Below are 18,116 nucleotides of genomic sequence, written 5' to 3'. Positions count from 1 at the left end.
ATTGTCCTCTACATTTCTGATTGTTAATCAGACAGTATATTCAATCACGCTGTTATGATCATCAATGTATTGAATAGTGGTTCGCTTGGTATTAAGGTCAATGAGCAGTTCGCAGTATTGGTCATTATTATCCCAGCGCAGCCTGACTTCTTCCGTTGATGATACCTTAACTTCAAACTTACCGTCAAATGCCGCATAGCTGTTACGGAACCGGATAAGCTTTAGAAGACGCTGTACGACAGGTTTTTGCAAGGATTGGTCGATTTCTTCAAGGGTATAGTTCTGACGGTTAATCTCACGGCCGTCTCCGCTTTCTTCTGCCCGTTCATAATCATTTTCACCGGCAAGCAGTCCTACATAATATATCTGCGGAATACCCGGAGCGAAAAATTGAATGGCTCTTGCAGCAAGGTAGGAATCATCATCGCTATCAAGTACGGAATAATAGGTACAGCGGATTTGATGAACATCGAAGCCATCCTCACCCTTATGCTCTTCCGACAGAATCAGGCTCAGATTAGAGCCCCTCTCAATACAGGTATCTACGAGCTTTTTCGCCTCCCCCGTATCCAGCAGGCCGTCCAAATCCGGTTTGACAGGGATACCGTCATGACAATCTAGCATTGTGAATTGTTTAGCAGGCCGGGTCTGCAAATAATCACATAGCGCTGCGCTGGAACGGTTGGTGATGGCCTCCAGAATGCGGTACGGTAATATAAAATCATAAATCCAGTAACCGTGCTCTGCCAATTTATACTGGATGGAGTGATGGGAGTGCACCTCTGGAAGCAGCTCAATGTCCAGGGATTGGGCAAGCTCCATGATCCAGTCAAGAAAATCATAAACCTCCGGCTCAACAAAGAAACAGCTGGTTCCCAGCTTCTTAATAACGTATCCCACCGCATCCAGACGGACAATTTTGATATTATATTTTTTGAAATTACGGAAGAAGGAGGCCAGGAGCTGTTTTGTCATTTCAGAGCCGATGTCCAGGTCAATCTGCTCTGAAGGGTCTGTTTTTCCAAAAGTGGTCCATACGCTTTCCTCTGTACCATTATCCCCAATCTGGAAGGTAGAGTAGGGCAAGGGTCTGCGCAAAAACATCTTGTCTATATCTTGCTGCACTGGCTTTCCGTCTTCCCAGAGCTTATCCAGGGTGAGGAACAGGTCTGCATATTGTGAGCTGCGGCCGGACTTCAGGAAGTCCTGGAAGTATTCTGATTTCTGTGAAATATGATTGACCATCAAATCAACGAGGACATCAAATTGTTCTCCGATCTCCCGGATATCATCCCATGTTCCGAATTTGGGATCAATTTCGAGGTAAGTAAGCGGGGCAAAACCTCTGTCGCCCGAAGAAGGGAATGGAGGGAGAATATGCACGCCGCCTTTAAAGAGGTCAGCGAACCGGGAATAGAGAACCTCCTTCAGCCCTTTTAAATCTCCGCCCAGTGAGTCGGGATAAGTTATCAATTGAACCTGGTTTTTTAATGGCATGATTATTCCTCCTAAATTCGGTATAAAGAGCCGATGACCTCAAGCCCGGGCAAATCGACTACAGCCCCTGCGTATTGTAATTTAAAGGCACTCACAGCAAGTCCCATACTAACAGATTCACGAAGGGTCAATCCCTTTATCATGCCGGCATACAATCCTGACCAAAAAGCATCTCCGGCTCCGGTGGTATCCACCACTTCTGTAGCTAATGAAGGGAATGCTTCGCTAGTTCTGCCGTTAGACACCACCGCACCGTCTTTGCCCAAGGTCAAAATCACTAGTCTGGCTCCCAGCTCAAGAAATTTCTCAATATACGTTTCAGGCGAATGTTTACCGAACAAACGCTCAGCATCATCCTCAGAGGGTTTAATAATATCGCTTTTTGCTATAAAAGATTTTACATAGCTGATCCCGTCTTCTCCTGCTTCCCACAGCTTTTCATGATAATTAGGGTCAAAGCAAATGAGCATCCCGTTATCCTGTGCAATGCCAATCGCTTTTTCAAGGGTCTGGCGGGCAGGAGCCCTGGAGATCGGCCAGCAGGAAAAATGCAGGATCTTAGAATTTTCAAGCTGTTGTTCAAGTTCTGTGGTGTAGGCAAGCTTATAATCCGCCCCCCTGTAGAAAATAGGTACGGGTGTTGATGTGCTCTTTGTCAGCATTACCATACTTGTAGCCTCTTGTACGGTTTGAATGGAGTCGGTGTTCATTCCTGCCCTTTGCAGCTGCGACTTGAGAAAAGTGCCCAGGCTGTCCTCTCCGACTGCTGATGCTACTGCCGAACGGATTCCGAGCTTTGTTGTATTCATGGCAATGTTAGAGGGGGATCCGCCAAAGAATCTTTGATAAGTGCCGCCTGAAGAATCCTCATCATACTCAGTTGATATGAGATCAACAAGAATCTCTCCAATGGCTAACAGGTCATAACTTTTCGGCTGGAAATTGACTGTTTCATCTAAATTGAGCATATAGCTCCTCCCTGAAGAAATAGTAGAAGATTAGCCTAATTGTATATGTCAAAGGTTTGACATGTCAATCGTTTGACATAAATTTTGCTTGGCTCCTGAGCCGGTTGAGCTGTGAAAGGGGCATTCATCCAGCCCTTCTCTTGTCCGTCAAAAACAAGCCTGGAATCAAAATAAACGCAAGTACAACAGTAGAAATCAGGAACCCGGCATGGTACCCCTTTAACCCGCTGGCAACCGTCGGCTGCAGGCCTTGGATGACTGTGGCGACAACAGTGGCGATCACGGCTGAGCCGAAGCTTGCGCCAAGATTCTCGATAATGTTAATCCCTACGCCGGCTTCCGGAAGCTGCTTGCCGTCAAGTCCGGTATAGGCCTCGCTTGTTAACGGAAGGCTGATGCCCCCGATGCTGGCACCGCGGATGAACAGGACAACGGAGATCCAGACCATACTAGTTGTATCGGTAATGAAGATTAGCGGAACCGATCCGATCAGGGCCAGAACCAGGCTGACTAGAACGACGTATTTGGCGCCGATTCTATCGATCATTTTGCCGAGGAAAGGCCGGGTAATGAGCATCCCGATACCCTGCGGAATAAGCGCAACAGCTGTTTCAATCGCCGTGAAATGACGGAAGTTCTGAAAGAACAGGGGCAGGATCAGCATGGGGCCCATGATGGCAATATTAGCGAGGAATAAGCCGATGCTGGAGGCCGTGAAGCTTGTGTGAGTAAACAGATTCAGGGGCAGTACAGTCTGATTCCTTCTGATCCGGTTGTAAGCCAGATAGATGACGGCCAATGCAAGGCCGATACTGCTCCAAAGTATGGTTTCGCTGTTGTTGAAGGAGGCATGGTCGGCTGCCTTGGTAATACCGTAGATCAGCGCCGCACTCATAGAAGACAAAACAATGATCCCGAACAGATCGAGCTTGCTTTCTTTGTTGAAGGGCTCGAATTCAGGGATCTTTTTCATCATAAGCGGTGCAGCAAGGATAACAACGAACACGTTGATGAAGAAAATCCAGTGCCAGGAGGCCCCTTGCACGATGAAGCCGCCTATTACCGGTCCCAGAATGGGCCCGAAGATCATCGGGGTGCTTACGATAGCCATGACCCGGCCCAGATTGTCCTGACCGGCGGTTTTAACCAGGAGGGTGAACATGAGGGTGGTAATGACTCCGGCGCTGAAGCCCTGCAGCAGACGGAAGCAGATAAAGCTGGAGATGTCCCAGCTAATGCCGACCAGAACAGAAATGATGCCAAAGGCGATAACGGCGCCGACGAATACTCTTTTACCGTTGAATTGATTCATCAGCCAGCCGGACACGGGGACCGCAACCGCGAGGGCCAGAACATAGCCTGTAATCGCCCACTGAATGATATGGAGAGTTGTGTTAAAATCCCTGGTTAGCTGATCTATAGCGATATTCACCATCGTGGAGTCAAGCATCGGGGCGATCGCTCCAAGGGCAATGGCCCAGGCTGCCATGAGGATTTCTTTGGGTAAGGCTGTTACCGGTACGTTTTCTTTTGCCATGATATGTGTTCTCCTTAAAAGTAGTTTAGTTTCCTTGTCAACAAAACAATAAACCGTTATAGTTTCCTTGTCAACAAAAAATGGAGAATAAAAAAACAGCCCGTTCTCAATGGAATTGGGCTGCTTCTATAGAAATGAGCTTCTGTTAGTTGTGTTAATCATCAATCAAAGCTGTCTGACTTATGGATATCCAGACCCTGTTTCCTGATTTCTGCATCCAGATGCCGGCTGTACTTCTCAATAAAATGGAGCATACTGTCGTATTGCCCCCCGGTTACCTGCTCGAATACCACCTGATCCCGCTCGCGGAACTCGTTGTGGAGCTCCTCATGAATATTAAAGATATCCCTGCCCTGCCCGGTCAGCCTGAAATAGATCTCTTTCTTGTTATCCGGCTTCTGATAGCTTTCGATAAGGCCTCTGTCAGTAAGCTTTTTGGTTAATTTGCTGATGGCCCCTTTGGTCATATAGAGAGATTCAGCGAGCTTGGTCACATTGGAGTCCGCATTTTTTTCGATATATTCGATACAGTGGACCTCCGACGGCTTACAGCCTCTAAGATTCTCCTCCATCTTCCCTTTATTAATCCAAGCCAGCTTATTAAATAGGTCCCGGAACTGCAGCATGACCTGATCCTGCTTATTGATGGCTAGTCGCCCCCGTTGCTTATAAGATAATTGAGATTTTTAAAGAGAATGCGTTACATTAGTATAACGTGATTTTGGTTCAGACAATATCTTTTTAGAAAATACTGTACTGGTGTGCTAGACTCAACATGATGTTATTCTTAACGATTTACTCAGGAGGATATTCACTAAATGGCTCATATATTGGTAGTTGAAGATGAACAGCCGATCAGCGATTTGATAACAATGAACCTAAAGCTGGTCGGTCATACCTATTCCAAAGCGTATAGCGGCTCGGAGGTAGCCGGAATGCTGGAACAGGAGCGTACCGATCTGATCCTGCTTGATGTGATGCTTCCGGGACTGGACGGGTTTGCAGTAATGCAGCAGATTGCGCATCTGCAGATTCCGGTTATTCTGATTACGGCCAAACATGCGCTGGCTGACCGGATCAAAGGGTTCGAGCTGGGTGCAGAGGATTATATCATCAAGCCGTTTGAAATGCTGGAGCTGCTGGCCCGCATCAATGTTGTACTGCGCAGGAATGAGCAGGCGGTGCCGGCGTTTGTCTGCGGCGGGGTGGAGGTGCGGTTCGCGGAGCGGCAGGTCAAGGTGGACTCGCAGGCGGTCGATCTGACTGCCAGGGAATTTGAACTGCTCGAAGTATTGATCCGTAACCGGAATATTGCCCTATCCAGAGAAAAGCTGCTGGAGCTGGCCTGGGGCTATGATTTTGCCGGTGATACCCGCACTGTAGATGTCCATATCCGCCAATTACGCAAAAAGCTGGGCTGGGAAGAGCGGATCAGAACCGTATTCAAGCTTGGCTACCGTCTGGAGGTTGAGGTCTGACCATGCGCTTCTGGCATAAGAATCTGCTTGCCGTGCTGATTCTTTTCATTGCCGCACTTGATATCAGTGTCATTATGGTGATGAAAAAAAGCTGGCAGCTGAATATGGACAGTGAAACCAGGCGGGCAGCGAGCGAGCAGACGTTAATCGCAAACAATATTTTTGAAAATCTCGATTCAATCCGTGCACGGGGGAACACGCTTACCCCAGTCCTTTTGGCCAGTGTGGCCCAGTCGTACGGGGATTATTACCGCAATCAGGGAATCGGCCTTGAGCTGCGCGAGAATGGACGGTTAATCTATCCGAATACGGGCAGTGGTCAGGCTGACGGGAGTGAGGGGCAGAGTGCGCAGACCATCCGGTTGTCGATGCCGCTGCCTGCCCCGTATCAGGCTATGGAGCTAACCTATAGCCGGGATATCAGCGGGCTGTATGCCCAGCAGCAGGAGCTGAACCGTTTCTTCGTGATGATTAACTGGATAGCCGGACCGGTGCTGGCGCTGCTGCTCTATCTGCTGATCCGCAGATTGACCAAGCCGCTCAAGCAGCTGTCGGAGACCACCCGGACCATCGCCGGAGGGGATTATTCGAACCGGATAGAACTGCGCAGCAGGGATGAATTCGGAGAGCTCGCGGTTCATTTTAACCGGATGGCTGCTGCAGTGGAGCAGCGAATGACCGAGCTCTCCGATATGGCCGGGGAGAAGCAGCGGATGGTTGATAATCTGGCCCATGAGCTGCGTACGCCGCTTACCAGCATGCAGGGCTTTGCAGAGTTTCTTACCTCAGCCAACATCGGCAAGGAAGAGCAGATCAAGGCCGGCCATTACATCTTAAGCGAAACGGTCCGGCTGAAGAATCTCGCCTTTAAGCTGCTCGATCTTTCCATTCTCCGGCACCAGCCCCTGGAGCTGTCTGAGGTGGAGGTGTCCGCCCTGTTTGAGGCGGTGAGGCAGACAGAGGAGCTTAAGTTAAAAGAGAGCGGTATTCCGCTGGAGATAGACAGCTCCATCCCTGCTGTACGGGGGGATGCCGATCTGCTGGCATCCTTTCTGGTGAACCTCATCGAGAATGCGGTTCATGCTTCCAGGCCGGGCAGCCCGATACGCCTGCTCGCCTATGAGCAGAATGGAGAAGCTGTGCTGGAGGTGCGTGACTGCGGCAGCGGAATGACGGCGGAGCAGAGCAAACGCGCCTTCGAGCCCTTCTACCGGGCAGACCCGGCGCGCTCGCGCCTGTACGGCAATGCCGGCCTCGGCTTGTCCCTGTGCCGCCAGATTGCCGAGGCGCATCAGGCCCGCGTTGAACTGGAATCGGTGCCCGGGCAAGGGACAGGCATCCGCCTTATTTTACAACTTCCTAACAACTTGGCCTCCTACTCTATAACATCCCGGGATTAAGCTGAAGACAGATTTAACAACCCAGATCCCGATGGAGGTAATGCAATTGAACAAGAAGAAAATGTACGCTGGAGCTGTTGTTTTATTCTCAGGAGGCGTGCTTACGCTAAGTGCTTTTCTGGTTCCCGGTATTGTAAATTCGGAGGTCATAGCAGGGAATGGTCCGGCTGTTCAGGCCAAGCTTCAGCCTGCTGCAGGCGGTAGCGCAATTCCTGTGCTGAAGGTGGAAGCGCCGGCCCCGGTATCTACTGTGACAGCTGACCTGCTTAAAGATATGAGCGAGGCGCAGATTCAGCAGATTTATGATTACGTGAATCAGCCCGGGCTTGAACCCGGTATCTCCGGCCGTGAAATAACCGAAGCAGAGGTGAACCGCAGACTGGTGCTGGAAGATAGATATGTGTATGAAGGACTTCGCCCGGAGCAGCCGCTGCCGCTTAATGCCGGACAAGCGGAGGTGTATGTGGACTTGGCAACTCATACGTACACTTACCCGGAGCGGACGATGACCGACGAAGAGCTGCTGCAGCTGATTGACTGGTCCTACCGGCTGAATTACATCGCTGCCCGGCATAATGTGACTGCACCGCCCCTGGCGCAGGACATCAGCGAGGCTGAAGCGAAATCGCTGGCTGCAGAAAGTGTGAACAAGCTGTTCGGCGCCGACGTGTCCAAGCTGGAGACCAAGGCTGTCCTGGCTGAGCTTGGACCGGACAAGCAGCCGTCCTGGACTGTTCATTCGGCTCCATACAAAGCCGGCACGCTGCGCGGGCAGGGGAAGGAATTCCGGGAGTATCATGTCATTATTGATGCCGGGACCGGCGATGTGCTGGATACAACCGTTATAAACGGGACACTCAAAAGAACCCCCATTGATGCAGCCGCTGCCGGCGGCATTGGGAAGGATGCCGGCTGGATTCACAAGGCTACCCAGATTGTGATGAACAAGCAGGGAGAGAAGCGGGCCATCGTCAAAGCGAGCCTGACCGATACTGAGGTTAACAACAAGCGGGGGATGGTAGCTGTGAAGCTGCTGCTGGAGGACGGAAGCAGCTATACCGCAGAGCTCCGGTATCCGGATCAGACACTGCGGTGCTTGATCTATGAGCCGAAATAAACAGGTTTATACCGCACGAATTACAGCCCATAACCGGGCTGTTTTTTTATTTCCTGCGTTTTTTAAAACTACAGGCTGTCTTGTACGTATAAAAAGTGGGCCGGATTCCTCCGGTTGCCTTACATCTTGACACAGTAGAGGAAGTGAAGGGAATGGCCGGGTTCACAATTATCCATGAAGGGTTAGATAACGGACCGCTTCCGTTATTTACACTGGATATCAGCGGCTCTGAGGCGGTAAGTATTTACAGTGATACGGATCTGCAGGCTGAGCTGATAAAGGTCCTGCGCAGCAAATCCGGTATCCAGGTGTTTGATTTTGAGGATGGACTATATACGCGTCTGACGGTGGAGGGCAATATTGCTTTTTTTCATAAATGGTTCGGCTGCAGCATTCCGCTGTCTGAAATGATAGTACAGTTCGAGCTGCAGCACTGTGCCCGGCGTCCGCTGCATAAGTGCTCGGAGTCTGAGGTCCGGCGGGTCTCCTATGCTAAATATTTCATGAGCGGCGCCCAAACCATGGTGTTCTGCGAGCCGGTACTGGGTGTGGATGTCCGGACCATCCAGACGTTCATCAATATGCTGCAAAAGCTGAAGGAGCAGCAATGCGCTGTACTTGTTCTGGTATCGGGTATGGAGCATGCGCTGCTTCTCGGGGATACGGCATATAAGCTTCAGCCGGCCGGTATGCGCCGGATTGAGGTTGTTGAAGAGGAGATGGAAGAAGCGGAAGCGGACAGCCCGATACCCAAGACTGCGAAGCTGTTCAAAATTCCGGCCAAGGTGGATGATAAAATCATCTTGTTCAATCCCCCGGAGATTGACTACGTTGAAAGCCGGGACGGGAAGGCTGTTATTGTCATTAACAATGAATCGTATGCGATGGATTCCACACTTGCTGACATCGAAAAGAAGCTGGAGGTCTACGGATTCTACCGCTGCCACCGCTCCTATATCGTAAACCTGCAAAAGGTCCGGGAGATTATTACATGGTCCAAGAATACATACTCCCTCCGGATCGACAACAAAGTGCAGTCAACCATTCCGCTCTCACGCACCAAGCTGCAGGAGGTTATGGATAAATTCAGCCTGGAATAGGTACAGTTCAGCTGTCCGTACGGTACATTCCGGCCTGTTACGGCTGACGCTTCCTGCTTCTTCCGCTATGCTTGGAGCAAGTTGAGCGAAGGAGGAAGGGTATTGCAGAATTCTATAGAAGTAACTGGGCTGCAGAAGGTGTTCGGGACAACAGCGGCGGTCAGGCAGCTTAGCTTTAATGTAAAAAGAGGTGAGATATTCGGACTGCTTGGTCCAAGCGGATCCGGCAAAACAACTACAATCAAAATCCTGACCGGAGAGCTCACGGCCTCGGCCGGTGATGTGAACGTGCTCGGCTTTGAACCTGCGCAGTTTGGAACGGCAGCATTCAAATCCAGAATCGGGATACTATCCGATAACAGCGCCCTGTATGAGCGTCTGAGCATCTATGATAACCTGAAGCTGTTCTGTAAATTGTATGATGTGCCGCTGAACCGGATCGGTGAAATTCTAAGTGACGTTAATCTGCAGAATGAGGGTGCCAAAACCGTTTCAAGGCTGTCAAAGGGGATGAAGCAGCGTGTGCTGCTGGCTAAGGCGCTCATTCACAGGCCGGAGCTGGTCTTTCTGGATGAGCCGACCTCGGCGCTGGACCCCGGAAATATGGCTCACATTCACCGCGGACTTCAGAGGCTGAATGATGCGGGAACGACGATTTTTCTGACCACGCATAATATGGAGGAAGCGACGGCTTTATGTGACCGGGTTGCTTTTTTACATGACGGGGGGCTTCAGGAGCTGGATAGCCCGGCTGCGCTGCGCTACAAATATTCGACACATGCTTTTCATGTGGAGACCTACACAGGCGATAAGCTGATCATTCCCAATGAACCGGCTCAGGCGGAGCAGATCAAAGAGCTGGTGGCAGGCGGACAAATTAAAACAATGCATACGGATGATCCGACGCTGGGGCAGATTTTTCTAAAAGTGACCGGAAAGGAGCTGGAGTGATGAGTGTGCGGCGTATAAGTGCCATTTTTGAGAAAGACATCAAGGATCTTATGAAAAACCTGTCGCTGATCATTACCGTGATAGTACCTATTATAATAGCGCTGGTATTAAAGCGGGTTAGTGCGGAGGCAGACCTTCCGGTTGCGATGACCTATGTCATTATCGGCGGATTATTTGCTGTAGTTACATCCGGTACCATTATGAGCATGATGGCAGAGGAGAATGAAAAGAAAACCCTGCGCGGATTGATTCAGTCTCCGGCTTCACTGGTCGATATCCTCATCGGGAAAAGTCTGGTCACAATCCTGGCAACATTGTTTTCCCTGATAATAACCTTGCTTATCACCGGCATTGAGCCGTTCTTGAACCTGAAGGCGCTGCTTGGGCTGGTTCTGCTGCTTCTGTTCTTTCTGCTATTTGGCACAGCGGTTGCGTTATACTCCAAATCAGTTGCCGGAACCACCGCATACCTGATGCCGTTCACGTTTGTGTTTGGATTCACGCCGATGATCGGCACCCTTGGCATTGTAAGTAAAGACGGTATAATAGCACAAATTCTTGCCAGGTTTCCTGTGATGCAGGCAATAGAGGTTCATGACAGCACCTCCTGGAAGCCGCTGGGGATTATCGGTCTATGGGTAACCGGTGCTGCAATTGTTACGTATGTTTGTTTCAGGAAGACCAGCACGGACGACTAAAAAGAGGAACGCTAGAAGGTAGCCCGAATAACCGGCCATTCCGTAATGGAAAGGGGCCGGTTATTTTTTGCGCTTATAGGGGAGAAAGCGGTGTTCATATGCGTTAAGTCACTGACTTTCATTACCAATACAAGTATTCTACGTGTATCAAGACGATAATGATTCTCATTATCTGACCTAAACCTATTGTTAGGGGAGTATGGAATGACATCATTAGCCAAAGGAAAGCTCAATACGCCCTACATTGTGGATGCTGTGAAAACGGATCAGGAGGATATCCGCAAATTTTTGTTCACACTGGGCTGTTATCCCGGTGAAAAAATTACGATTATTTCCAAGCTCGGCTCCAACTACATCATCAGCATCAAAGATGCCAGATACAGTATAGATTCGGATTTGGCAAACGCGATTATAATAGCGGACCGGATGGAAGCTTCAGCTGCAAAGCAAAGGAGATTCAAGTAGAATGACGGGGGAGGCGTGACGGTTATGAAAATTGCATTAGCGGGTAATCCCAATAGCGGGAAGACTACCTTGTTCAACGCAATTACAGGGAAGGTTGAGCAGGTCGGGAACTGGGCCGGGGTTACAGTAGAGAAGAAGGAAGCACGCGTCAAACCAAATCTTAACCCGAGGAATGAAAATCTGATTGTGGCGGATTTGCCGGGTGCGTATTCCATGTCACCGTATACCAGTGAAGAGTCCATAACGAAAGACTTCGTCCAGAATGAGCATCCCGATGTGATCATCAACATTGTAGACTCTACCAGTCTAAGCAGAGGCCTGTATTTTACTACCCAGCTATTAGAATTGGGCATACCTGTCATCGTTGCTCTGAACAAATGTGATTTAATGGAGAAAAAGGGCAACACCATCGACATTACAGCCTTGAGCGATGCGCTGAAATGTCCGGTTATTTCTACTGTATCCACCAAAGCCTCCAATAACGGTCTGCCTGAGCTGATTGAAGCTGTGGTAACGGCCGGCAAATCTGGTAAGAAGCAGCTTGCACCGGCCATTGGCGGAGCCCGGAAGGTCTCTACCAAGGATGAGTTCGAACGGAACGACAGGAAGCGTTATGCATTTGTAAATGAAGTAGTGGCGGAAGTAGAGAGAAGGAAGGTCAGCTCGGATAAGCAGACGGTACAGGATAGGGTGGACCGGATCGTTGCCCACAAATGGCTAGGCATTCCGATCTTCGCCGTTATTGTCTATATCATTTTTTCGATTTCCCAGAGCTGGGTCGGTCCTTGGATCGCGGATACCTTTGTCGGCTGGATCGATCTGCTGTATGCACAGGTAGCCTCCCTGCTCGGTGACAATGTGAACCCGGTTCTCGGCACCCTGCTGCTGGACGGGATCATCGGCGGCGTTGGCGCAGTAATCGGATTTTTGCCGCTGATTATGGTTTTGTTCTTCTGTATGGCTTTGCTGGAGGACTGCGGTTATATGGCCCGTGTAGCGGTCATTATGGACAGGTTTTTTAAACTGGTCGGTTTGTCCGGCAGATCGATTATTCCAATGATCGTCGGTACCGGCTGCGGGATACCGGGCGTTATGGCAACAAGAACAATTAAAGTGGAGAGACAAAGACGCACCACCGCTATGCTGACCACCTTTATGCCGTGCGGGGCCAAGCTCCCTATCATTGCCCTGTTTGCCGGTGTTTTCTTCGGTGATAACAGCTGGGTAGGAACCTCGATGTATTTCCTTGGCATCTTTATAATCATCATAGGAGCACTGATAGTAAGACGAATCACCGGTGACTTCTCCAGATCCTTCTTCATCATGGAGCTGCCTGAATACAGATTTCCGAGCCTGAAGCGTGCAGCAGTATCCATGCTGACGAGAGCTAAGGCGTTTATTATTAAAGCAGGAACGATTATTCTGATCTGTAACGCAGTGGTCCAGATTCTGCAGACCTTTGACTGGAAATTCCGTGTGGTTGCTGAGGGAGCACCGGATAGCAGTATTCTGGCCAGCCTGGCATCGCCGGTTGCCTTTCTGTTCATTCCGCTTGGCTTTGGGCTGTGGCAGTTTGCGGCAGCGGCTATAACAGGCTTTATTGCCAAAGAAAATGTTGTAGGAACCCTGGCCGTATGCTTCGCAATCACCAACTTTATCGATACAGATGAATTGGCGCTGGTCGGAAGCAGTACGGATGTCAGTACAGTGTTCGGTATCGGGGCTGTCGCCGGACTGTCTTATCTGGTATTTAACCTGTTCACACCGCCTTGCTTTGCCGCTATCGGCGCGATGAACTCCGAGCTGGAGTCACGCAAGTGGCTGTGGGGCGCTATAGGCTTTCAGATGGGGATGGGCTATACAGCCGCTTTCCTGGTCTACCAGATAGGTACACTTGTAACCGAAGGCACATTAGGTAAGGGATTTGCAGGAGGACTGATTGCTGTGGCGGTTATTGTAGGCTATGTTGTGTACCTGATGCGAAAAGGAACCAGAGATGCCCAAGTCCACGGCGGATTGCAGTCGGTGAAGCTATGAGTACCGTCGATATTGTTGTCATTGCCGTAATCGCAGCCATCGTCTCGCTGGCCGTCTATAAAATCGTGAAGGATAAGAAAAACGGTGTCAAATGCACCGGGTGCAGCGAATGCAATCTGTGTCCTACAGATGTTCAGAATGCCGTTACGGGTAAGGCTGCCAACAAAAAAAAGTGATAAGCATTCAAGGCTTGCGCCAGCCGCAGGCAGTAAATAAGAACAAGCCTAAAAGACCTTGAGCAATCAAGGTTTTTTTGTTTTATCAGCTTTTCCCGTAATCTGTCATTATGCCATAAACAACTGCCATTATAGTATATCTGCCTCCGGTTCATTCCTCTACAATAGAAGAGATGAAGCTAGTACAAGGAGGTATAACCAGACATGATTAATATAGAGCCCTTTATACAAAAGGTGCTTCGCACGCTTGATGCCCACCGTTCTGAACAGGAGGGCGGATACCGGAGAATGCTGGCAGACCCACCGGAGGCAGCCGAGCTGTATGGAACAGCAGATGCAGCAATTCTGCTGTATACACTCGGGGAGCTGCCGGCCGCGGGAAGTGCAGAGCACGAGGGACTGAGCCGGACACTGCAGGGCTTCCAGCAGCCGGAGGACGGGCTGTTCCCCGGTGCAGGACATCATGCTATTCACAGCACAGCGTTTGCTGTCTCGGCGCTGGAGCTGCTGGATGCCAAGCCGCTGCACCCGTTGAAAGCGCTGCATCCTCTGAAGGAGCGCTCTGGGCTGGCTGCTTTTCTGGACGGGCTGGACTGGAAGCATCAGCCATGGGGGGAGTCAACCAAGGGCGCAGGCGTCTATGCTGCGCTGGTGCTGGCTGAGGAAGCGGATAATGAGTGGGAGGACTGGTATTTCGACTGGCTCTGGAAGGAGGCAGATCCGGAGACGGGGCTGTGGCGGCAAGGAGCAATAACGGGCCGGGGGGATGGAGCTTCTGATGACGGAGCGCCTCTGTTCCATCATCTGGCCGGCTCCTTCCATTACCTGTTCAACCAGGATTGCCGTAAGCGCAGGCTCCGTTATCCGGAGCAGCTGGCAGATACCTGCCTGACGCTGTTCCAATCCGGACAGATCCCGCTTTCGGAGGGAAGTTTCTCATTTGTGGAACTGGATGTACTGTATCTTGTAGTGAGCGTAATGGGACAGACCAGCCACAGGGCGGAGGAGCTTAAGGAAATGGTCCAGGCCATCGGCGGACATCTGCTGGCGTTTATTGCCGGACGTGCAGCAGAACCGGCTGATGAGGTGTATGAGGACCTGCACACCTTATGCGGCAGCGTCTGCGCCCTGGCAATCGTGCAGTCGGTGCTGCCGGAGCAGGTACAGGCGGACCGTGTGCTGAACAAAGTGCTGGACCGGCGTCCTTTTATATAAGGGGTATGACAGGTATGAGCATAAGGAGGAGAAGCTGATGATACAGTGGGCATTCGTTACAGGAGCAGACCGGGGAGTCGGGCTGAGCCTGGTCAAGGGTTTACTGGAAAAGGGCTATCATGTATTTGCCGGACAATATGCGGGAGCTGAAGCAGGAGGTGAGCTGGAGCGGCTGGAGGAGCTAAATGAGGGACGGCTAAAGCGGGTTCCGCTTGATATCAGTAATGCGGCTAGTGTCCGTGAAGCACTGGAAGCCGTGGCGGCGGCCACCGACCGGCTGGACATCCTGATCAATAACGGGGCGATTCTGGGTGATATGCAGGCGACGATTGAGGATGAGCTGGATTTTGAGGAGATGGACCAGGTGTTCCGTGTGAATGCGCTGGGGGCGCTGAGAATATCGAACGGGCTGATCCGGCCTATATTAAAAAGCGGGAGCAAGCTCATCGTCAACATCTCCTCCGAGGCAGGCAGCATCGGCAGCTGCTGGCGGAACGCCTGGTATGCCTACTGCATGTCCAAGGCGGCGCTCAATATGCAGTCCCAGCTGATCCACAACCAGATTGCCCCTAAGGGCGGCAAGGTGATGGTCATTCATCCCGGCCATGTCCAGACTTATATGCAGGGTAAGCTGGATACAGCGGGAAGGCTGACACCGGACGAGTCCGCCGGGGGCATCTTGAAGCTTGTGGAGCAGCGGCTTGATCCCGGTTATACCGGGGAAGGACTGGCTCTGATTGATTATGCCGGGGAGACGCTGCCTTGGTAGAACATGTGCGGATTTAGAGGAACGGCAGCCTTTCCGGTACCGGGTATTTCCCGGTGACGGAGAGGTTTTTTTATATCAAATTGACAGCAGGGAGCCGCTATGTGAAAATGTAGTTAACCAGACTAACTAAATGAGGTGTATGTGTGAAGGAGAGTACGGTAAGAAGCGCTGAGATTATCGGCTTATTTTGCCGGCAGCAGATGAATGTGAAGAAGGATATTCCGGTCAGGTCCAGCGAGATGGGCGTGCTTATCTTTGTGGAGAAGCAGGAGGAGCCGGTTACGCCGCTGATGCTCAGCAGCTTTTTCAGGATATCCAAGCCGTCCGTTACGGTTATGATCAACTCCCTGCTCCGCCAGAAGTACCTGCATAAGGCTGCATCAGCCACAGACGGGAGAAGCTATACCGTCTCTCTGACAGCGGAGGGGAGGGAGCTCGTAGAGTCCACCGCAACGGAGTACTACCGCAGCATGGAGCTGCTGGAGGAGCAGATGGGCAGCGCCGAATTCACCAGATTTATAGAGTTAATGCAGCAGGCGACGGAAATCATCGGCCGGGAGAATGTACGGTCATGAAAATATTAGTTACAGGCGCTTCGGGCAATGTGGGCAGCTATCTGGCGGATGAGCTTATGGACAGAGGTGAGCAGGTGGTGGCCGCCGGGACGGATGTTTACAGACTGGAGCAACGGTTTCACGGCCGGGCAGCATGTGTGAAGATGGATTTTACAGAACCGTCTACGTTTGCTTCGGCGCTTGAAGGGGTGGACCGGGTATTTCTGATGCGCCCTCCGCATTTGGGGAAACCGGAGGATTTGTATCCTTTTATCGGCGCGTTGAAGGCTCACGGCATCCGGCTGGTCGCCTTTCTGTCGCTGATGGGAATCGAGAAGAACACTATTCCGCCCCACTACAAAATTGAAAAATGCATAGAAGCTGCAGGAATACCCTATGCGCACATCCGTCCCGGGTTTTTCATGCAGAATGTTTCGGGCATTCATGCTGCCGAGATTCGAGGGATGAACCAGATTTATATACCGGCGGGCAACAGCAAAACGAGCTTTATTGATGCGGCGGATATAGGGCTTGCTGCCGCTGTGCTGCTTGGCGATCCTGAGAAATATGCCAATACCGCCCACACGCTAACCGGACCGGAGTCGCTTGATTATTATCAGGTGGCGCAGATCCTCAGTGAGGCGACAGGACGGGAGATTACATATGCCAAGCCTGGGTTTTTGAAATATAGACGGTATTACATCAAAGAGCGGGGGCTCGATAAAGCCTATGTCAATGTAACAGTAGCCCTGTATTTTATGACCAGAATGGGGACGGCTCAGCGGGTGAGCGGAGAGTTTCAGCAGCTGACAGGGCGGGCGCCGAGAACGTTTCAGAAGTTTGTGGATGATAATCTTGAATGTTTCGAATGAGTTGTGAGTAAAACGGCAAGGGGGTTTGAGAATTTAGTTTGATTTTGGTCACTTAATTTTGGTAATCCTCGGCTTTTACGGCTATTAGGTGGAAAAAGGATATCTAATTCAGCCTATTTACCGATCTAGAGCTAATTGGACGAAATTAAGTGACGTTTTTCCATCTAATTGCCCTTTGGCGGGGTTTAGGGAGGAATTAGGTGACGATTTTACACTTAATTTGATTAAGAGCTTCTATTAAGTGCTAAAAGGCTGCGCGCGCGTGGGCGGATATAACTATATGCAGGCTGTTGTATGGCTGGAGCTGCCTACCAGCAAGGACGCTGTTAGCTAGGTGCTTTCGTGAGCGGATTGAATATATTTTAATGTAAGAAGCGGCTGTTCCTTACAGGAACGCCGTTTTTTTGTGTTGTTTGAACGAAGGCGGAGGGTTTGAGGCAGCTACTTACAATGGATCACTTGTCGATGCAAGGGGCGCGCTGAATTTAGTTTGATTTTGGTCACTTAATTCCGGTAATCCTCGGCTTTTACGGCTATTAGATGGAAAAAGGATATCTAATTCAGCCGATTTACCGCTCTGGAGCTAATTGGATGAAATTAAGTGACGTTTTTCCATCTAATTGCTCCGTGGCGGGATTTAGGGAGAAATTAGGTGACGATTTTACACTTAATTTGATTAAGAGAGCTTCTATTAAGTGCTAAGAGGCTGCGCGCGTGGGCGGATACAACTATTCTCAGACTGGGCCACAGCAAGCATGTATGAGTATCAGCCCGGACCCGTATGCATCTAGAGTATCAGCCCGGACTACAGCAAGCATTTCTGAGTTTAAGCATTCATTTCAGTATAAGTTTTATTATTCATTCTAGTATGAGCTTAAGTATGCACTTCCGTTGTGGTTTTACAATCCATTCCAGCATAGTGTAACGTAATTTCAGCATGTTGCGTCTGTAAATACCTGGGTGCATATGCGGTAATATGATGTAACTTACTCAAAGTAACCCTATATTGGATATTTTAGGAGGTCCTATTTTCGTAATACTTCTGTCTTAAAAGTTACAAAAAGGTTACAATAAGGTTACGAAGCTGCAAGGGAATATAGTCCTAGTTTTCGCCTGTTTTCAGCTAACTTTCAGGAAAATTTCAGGTAATTTTCAGTAAAACAGGGTACAGGAGGCTTCCCGTTACCAAAATATGACGGATGCGTAACATGAAAAACTAAGCTATGGTTAGACCCGGCGATTCAAAGCTGCCTGTGCTCACGCAAGACATAGGCACATTTAA

The 18,116-nt window shown here is 50.2% G+C and carries 17 protein-coding genes; 13 read left to right on the top strand and 4 right to left on the bottom strand.

All coding sequences use genetic code 11. The features are described 5' to 3' along the window. Nucleotides 1–27 precede the first annotated feature (27 nt). From gtfA to R70723_RS23210, 4 genes are all read right to left on the bottom strand, one after another. The gene (gtfA, locus tag R70723_RS23225; RefSeq protein ID WP_039875809.1) at nt 28–1,497 is read right to left on the bottom strand and encodes a sucrose phosphorylase; all 1,470 of its coding nucleotides are present in this window, start codon (nt 1,495–1,497) and stop codon (nt 28–30) included. Between the two features lie 11 nt (nt 1,498–1,508). Then, the gene (locus R70723_RS23220) at nt 1,509–2,465 is read right to left on the bottom strand and encodes a carbohydrate kinase family protein (protein WP_039875807.1); all 957 of its coding nucleotides are present in this window, start codon (nt 2,463–2,465) and stop codon (nt 1,509–1,511) included. 124 nt (nt 2,466–2,589) lie between these two features. Beyond that, nucleotides 2,590–4,002 (bottom strand): MDR family MFS transporter, encoded by a 1,413-nt coding sequence (locus R70723_RS23215; RefSeq protein ID WP_039875805.1) that lies wholly within the window; start codon nt 4,000–4,002, stop codon nt 2,590–2,592. 161 nt (nt 4,003–4,163) lie between these two features. After that, entirely contained in the window at nt 4,164–4,649 is a 486-nt protein-coding gene (locus R70723_RS23210) for a MarR family transcriptional regulator (protein ID WP_039875802.1), read from the bottom strand. Nucleotides 4,650–4,820: 171 nt separating this feature from the next. Here R70723_RS23210 and R70723_RS23205 point away from each other — a divergent pair, with 171 nt between their 5' ends. The 13 genes from R70723_RS23205 to R70723_RS23145 all read left to right on the top strand — a co-directional run bounded on the left by R70723_RS23205 (nt 4,821) and on the right by R70723_RS23145 (nt 16,834). After that, nucleotides 4,821–5,480: a response regulator transcription factor gene (locus R70723_RS23205; RefSeq protein ID WP_039875799.1), complete on the top strand. Its 660-nt coding sequence runs from the start codon at nt 4,821–4,823 to the stop codon at nt 5,478–5,480. A 2-nt stretch (nt 5,481–5,482) separates the two neighbouring features. Beyond that, nucleotides 5,483–6,880 carry a sensor histidine kinase gene (locus tag R70723_RS23200; protein WP_039875797.1) on the top strand — a complete coding sequence of 466 codons (1,398 nt, stop codon included), beginning with the start codon at nt 5,483–5,485 and terminating at the stop codon, nt 6,878–6,880. Nucleotides 6,881–6,926: 46 nt separating this feature from the next. Continuing rightward, entirely contained in the window at nt 6,927–7,997 is a 1,071-nt protein-coding gene (locus tag R70723_RS23195) for a hypothetical protein (RefSeq protein ID WP_372238232.1), read from the top strand. A 152-nt stretch (nt 7,998–8,149) separates the two neighbouring features. Beyond that, nucleotides 8,150–9,097, top strand: coding sequence for a response regulator transcription factor (locus tag R70723_RS23190; protein WP_039875791.1), 948 nt, complete (start codon nt 8,150–8,152; stop codon nt 9,095–9,097). A 102-nt stretch (nt 9,098–9,199) separates the two neighbouring features. Next, complete coding sequence (locus tag R70723_RS23185) at nt 9,200–10,048, top strand: ABC transporter ATP-binding protein (protein WP_039875789.1); 849 nt, start codon at nt 9,200–9,202, stop codon at nt 10,046–10,048. After that, entirely contained in the window at nt 10,048–10,746 is a 699-nt protein-coding gene (locus R70723_RS23180) for an ABC transporter permease (protein ID WP_039875787.1), read from the top strand. The genes R70723_RS23185 and R70723_RS23180 overlap by 1 nt, the downstream gene beginning before the upstream one ends. Nucleotides 10,747–10,950: 204 nt before the next feature. Beyond that, nucleotides 10,951–11,211: a FeoA family protein gene (locus R70723_RS23175; RefSeq protein ID WP_047171214.1), complete on the top strand. Its 261-nt coding sequence runs from the start codon at nt 10,951–10,953 to the stop codon at nt 11,209–11,211. 24 nt (nt 11,212–11,235) lie between these two features. After that, nucleotides 11,236–13,248 (top strand): ferrous iron transporter B, encoded by a 2,013-nt coding sequence (gene feoB, locus R70723_RS23170; protein ID WP_039875785.1) that lies wholly within the window; start codon nt 11,236–11,238, stop codon nt 13,246–13,248. Next, nucleotides 13,245–13,424 carry a FeoB-associated Cys-rich membrane protein gene (locus R70723_RS23165; RefSeq protein ID WP_039875784.1) on the top strand — a complete coding sequence of 60 codons (180 nt, stop codon included), beginning with the start codon at nt 13,245–13,247 and terminating at the stop codon, nt 13,422–13,424. The genes feoB and R70723_RS23165 overlap by 4 nt, the downstream gene beginning before the upstream one ends. 204 nt (nt 13,425–13,628) lie before the next feature. Continuing rightward, nucleotides 13,629–14,639, top strand: coding sequence for a hypothetical protein (locus R70723_RS23160; protein WP_039875783.1), 1,011 nt, complete (start codon nt 13,629–13,631; stop codon nt 14,637–14,639). Between the two features lie 37 nt (nt 14,640–14,676). Then, nucleotides 14,677–15,408, top strand: a complete 732-nt coding sequence (locus R70723_RS23155) for an SDR family NAD(P)-dependent oxidoreductase (protein WP_039875781.1) — start codon at nt 14,677–14,679, stop codon at nt 15,406–15,408. Between the two features lie 143 nt (nt 15,409–15,551). Next, a complete protein-coding gene (locus tag R70723_RS23150; protein WP_039875778.1) occupies nt 15,552–15,983 on the top strand; it encodes a MarR family winged helix-turn-helix transcriptional regulator in 432 nt (143 codons plus the stop codon). After that, complete coding sequence (locus R70723_RS23145) at nt 15,980–16,834, top strand: SDR family oxidoreductase (RefSeq protein ID WP_039875777.1); 855 nt, start codon at nt 15,980–15,982, stop codon at nt 16,832–16,834. The genes R70723_RS23150 and R70723_RS23145 overlap by 4 nt, the downstream gene beginning before the upstream one ends. Nucleotides 16,835–18,116: the final 1,282 nt, after the last annotated feature.

This window comes from Paenibacillus sp. FSL R7-0273, from assembly GCF_000758625.1.
Taxonomy (GTDB): Bacteria; Bacillota; Bacilli; order Paenibacillales; family Paenibacillaceae; genus Paenibacillus_AQ.
Note: the sequence above shows the minus strand (reverse complement) of the source record. Positions and strands in the feature narration are given on the sequence as shown.

Excerpts from the sequence above, each read along its gene's own strand:
- R70723_RS23165 (WP_039875784.1), top strand. The coding sequence starts at position 13,245 with ATGAGTACCGTCGATATTGTTGTCATTGCCGTAATCGCAGCCATCGTC.
- feoB (WP_039875785.1), top strand. The coding sequence starts at position 11,236 with ATGAAAATTGCATTAGCGGGTAATCCCAATAGCGGGAAGACTACCTTG.
- R70723_RS23200 (WP_039875797.1), top strand. The coding sequence starts at position 5,483 with ATGCGCTTCTGGCATAAGAATCTGCTTGCCGTGCTGATTCTTTTCATT.
- R70723_RS23190 (WP_039875791.1), top strand. The coding sequence starts at position 8,150 with ATGGCCGGGTTCACAATTATCCATGAAGGGTTAGATAACGGACCGCTT.
- R70723_RS23155 (WP_039875781.1), top strand. The coding sequence starts at position 14,677 with ATGATACAGTGGGCATTCGTTACAGGAGCAGACCGGGGAGTCGGGCTG.
- R70723_RS23160 (WP_039875783.1), top strand. The coding sequence starts at position 13,629 with ATGATTAATATAGAGCCCTTTATACAAAAGGTGCTTCGCACGCTTGAT.
- gtfA (WP_039875809.1), bottom strand. The coding sequence starts at position 1,497 with ATGCCATTAAAAAACCAGGTTCAATTGATAACTTATCCCGACTCACTG.
- R70723_RS23215 (WP_039875805.1), bottom strand. The coding sequence starts at position 4,002 with ATGGCAAAAGAAAACGTACCGGTAACAGCCTTACCCAAAGAAATCCTC.
- R70723_RS23220 (WP_039875807.1), bottom strand. The coding sequence starts at position 2,465 with ATGCTCAATTTAGATGAAACAGTCAATTTCCAGCCGAAAAGTTATGAC.
- R70723_RS23145 (WP_039875777.1), top strand. The coding sequence starts at position 15,980 with ATGAAAATATTAGTTACAGGCGCTTCGGGCAATGTGGGCAGCTATCTG.
- R70723_RS23205 (WP_039875799.1), top strand. The coding sequence starts at position 4,821 with ATGGCTCATATATTGGTAGTTGAAGATGAACAGCCGATCAGCGATTTG.
- R70723_RS23175 (WP_047171214.1), top strand. The coding sequence starts at position 10,951 with ATGACATCATTAGCCAAAGGAAAGCTCAATACGCCCTACATTGTGGAT.
- R70723_RS23180 (WP_039875787.1), top strand. The coding sequence starts at position 10,048 with ATGAGTGTGCGGCGTATAAGTGCCATTTTTGAGAAAGACATCAAGGAT.